Origin of the sequence: Spirosoma sp. (genome assembly GCF_048594605.1) — a bacterium.
Lineage (GTDB): Bacteria > Bacteroidota > Bacteroidia > Cytophagales > Spirosomataceae > Spirosoma.
This window is the reverse complement of the sequence record NZ_JBMDWV010000007.1, coordinates 1-2,343: the sequence shown is the minus strand read 5'-3', so window position 1 is coordinate 2,343 and position 2,343 is coordinate 1. Positions and strand designations below refer to the sequence as shown.

The window sequence follows — 2,343 nt, the reverse complement described above, 5'->3', positions numbered from 1 at the left end:
CAGGTTCCCGGCGCGACAGCCGACCAACTCTACTGCCGAGCCAAGCAATTCCTGTTTAAGAGTTTCGTGAAAGCCAATGCTTTTATTCAGATTGATGACAAGGCCGAGGGTTTGATGGCGGGAAAGGGTATGCTTCCCGTTAATATAAATGGATTGCCGGGATCAATGGCCGCTGACATGAAGTACGAAACGCCATTCGAGAATCGGGTGAAAGGCAAACGTTATCCCTGCGAAATAGCAAACATTGTTGTAGTGGGACCAGGGCAACGGATCAATATAGATTAATTCATGCGCCAATCTGGTCACGACCCGCGCATGATTACACTGAACGAGAAGATGGGTAGTATCTCAGGTTGAAGTCTTCAGTAAAGCAGATGCGTTAGCTTAATCAATCAAGCATTAACCATAGAAGAATGCCGATAATTGTAGGACTGGTTCAGGTTTTGCTGGTTACGGTAGACATCTTACTTTATTTCGTCTTACCCAACCCACTGAAAAAATGGTTCTGGTTATTCCAGGCCGCAATGTGCTTCGTGGCTGTAGTCGGTAACCTGTTGGAACGGGATGGGAGTAAAGCGTTGTGTTTCTCTATATGGATGAGCCTGTTTCTTTTCTATTGGTACAGGCAAACGACAAGAAACTGAGGCACTACCTGATTAGGACTCCAACTTACTCAATTTGCCCAAACTTGGCAAATAGCGCAAGTTTGGGGAGTATCTCCGTTTGAACTTTATTCGATTACCCCCTGTACGTCAAAAAAAGAGATATACTCTTTGACGATAATCTGGAAGCGGGTAAAATATTTCATAGGAAGGGGGGATTGGTTGGCTAAATTACGGAACACCTCTCCGCATCCATCATTAAAAAGCACTAAAAAGACCGACTGGCCCAGACTTCTTAATTTAAACTAACTGGGTAGCCCGTAATAGTGCTCTGATACTGATAGTCAATGAGCATCAGCATGTATTTCAAATCCGATTTCTTACTGACTACCAGACTACATCCGCTAAAATAGAAGGTTCCATTGATCAGATCAAGGATGCCTATTACGTCTTTATAAGCATAGCATAGAGGCCGGTTGAATAGCTCAGTGAAGCCGAGTTGAAGCAGTAACTTGTGGGTAATCTCCATGTTGATGTGGCGTTCCTTTTAGATGATTAACCAGCGCGCTGGATTGTAGCTTACGGACTTTATCCCGGATGGGTTTCATCTGCTCGTCCGGTAAAGCTGCCGACGTGCCGACAATGTAGGCCAGTTGCTTGATTTCCTCGACTGTGAAAGGATTGATTCAACGCGAAGATAGGAATTACCCAGCGTTTTGCTTACGTGGACAGCCTACGGATCAATTTTCCTTTTAACCGGATTTTATTATACTTAAAAAGCGCATTAACGTTCTTTGTATAGCTACTTAATTAAGTAGCTATATTATATTACAAAATTTACTTAAAGCCTCTGTCTGATGGATAGAGGCTTTTTATGCTACCAGTCAATAACGCTCATTGCCCCCCTCTTCACCGTCAACTCCCTATTTATCTTTACCTACGTGTAGTAACTACTGTGAACTCATTTGATGATTAGTTACTTTTTTATTGCCACTTAGTATATTTTTATTGCCATTCTTTTTACGATTGCAGCAAGGTAACTATCTTCATCCGTCACTAAGTAAATACCACACCCCATGACTTCGCCAATTACGTTACTATTCATCAAAGCACCTTTGCTGTTGCCACTTCTTTTGCTGTCTCTTATGATCTGGCTCATAGTCTTAGGCTTTGGTACGCTGGTCTGGAGTGTTCGCTATCTGCTCATTCGGATGCTGATCGGACGCCAGGCAGCGGACGAAAATAGTGAGCTAACCCGCGCCTAAATTTCTATCCGAACCAGTTTGTACAAAGGCTATTTTGGTTGCAGTTATTAATTTCCTCAGCAACCTACTAATCACAACGGCCGTACGTCCATCGTCAAACGTAACGAGCATATTCCCGTTACGCCCTCTGATACATTTACCATCGTCGCGCAAAACGGCTGAGCATAACTGCCCTTTCAGAGTCGGGTCAGTCATGCGATCGCCTAAATAGATATAGCGTTTTACTGTCTTCATTTACTGTTTACCTCAAAATCTCGTTTGTTTCTAATTTACTGAGTGGTTCTACTTGGGTAAAAACAATCAGTTACCTTTGTCCCCCTTCATACTACAGACTAATGAGAAAATACTATACGTTCCTGCCAGTCATTGCGTTGCTAGTATCGCCCTCGCTCTTTCGATCAACCTTTAGCCATTTTTACGATTTTCTTACGCAATATCATCCTATTGGAGGTCCGGTGCTCACCCTTGTTTTGGAC

General features: G+C 43.1%; 4 protein-coding genes. 2 read left to right on the top strand and 2 right to left on the bottom strand.

What is annotated here, in order from left to right; all coding sequences use genetic code 11:
- The coding region (locus tag ACOJS8_RS00445) for a DUF4468 domain-containing protein (RefSeq protein ID WP_420146561.1) at positions 1 to 285 on the top strand (285 nt) is incomplete at its 5' end.
- Positions 286 to 897: 612 nt separating this feature from the next.
- Here the strand turns inward: ACOJS8_RS00445 and ACOJS8_RS00440 are convergent.
- Positions 898 to 1,131 carry a hypothetical protein gene (locus tag ACOJS8_RS00440; protein ID WP_420146560.1) on the bottom strand — a complete coding sequence of 78 codons (234 nt, stop codon included), beginning with the start codon at positions 1,129 to 1,131 and terminating at the stop codon, positions 898 to 900.
- Positions 1,132 to 1,678: 547 nt separating this feature from the next.
- Here ACOJS8_RS00440 and ACOJS8_RS00435 point away from each other — a divergent pair.
- A complete protein-coding gene (locus tag ACOJS8_RS00435; RefSeq protein ID WP_420146559.1) occupies positions 1,679 to 1,867 on the top strand; it encodes a hypothetical protein in 189 nt (62 codons plus the stop codon).
- Here the strand turns inward: ACOJS8_RS00435 and ACOJS8_RS00430 are convergent.
- On the bottom strand, positions 1,853 to 2,101 hold the full coding sequence (locus ACOJS8_RS00430; RefSeq protein WP_420146558.1) for a hypothetical protein: 249 nt from the start codon (positions 2,099 to 2,101) through the stop codon (positions 1,853 to 1,855). The two genes, ACOJS8_RS00435 and ACOJS8_RS00430, sit on opposite strands and share 15 nt — an antisense overlap.
- Positions 2,102 to 2,343: the final 242 nt, after the last annotated feature.

Excerpts from the sequence above, each read along its gene's own strand:
- ACOJS8_RS00430 (WP_420146558.1), bottom strand. The coding sequence starts at position 2,101 with ATGAAGACAGTAAAACGCTATATCTATTTAGGCGATCGCATGACTGAC.
- ACOJS8_RS00440 (WP_420146560.1), bottom strand. The coding sequence starts at position 1,131 with ATGGAGATTACCCACAAGTTACTGCTTCAACTCGGCTTCACTGAGCTA.
- ACOJS8_RS00435 (WP_420146559.1), top strand. The coding sequence starts at position 1,679 with ATGACTTCGCCAATTACGTTACTATTCATCAAAGCACCTTTGCTGTTG.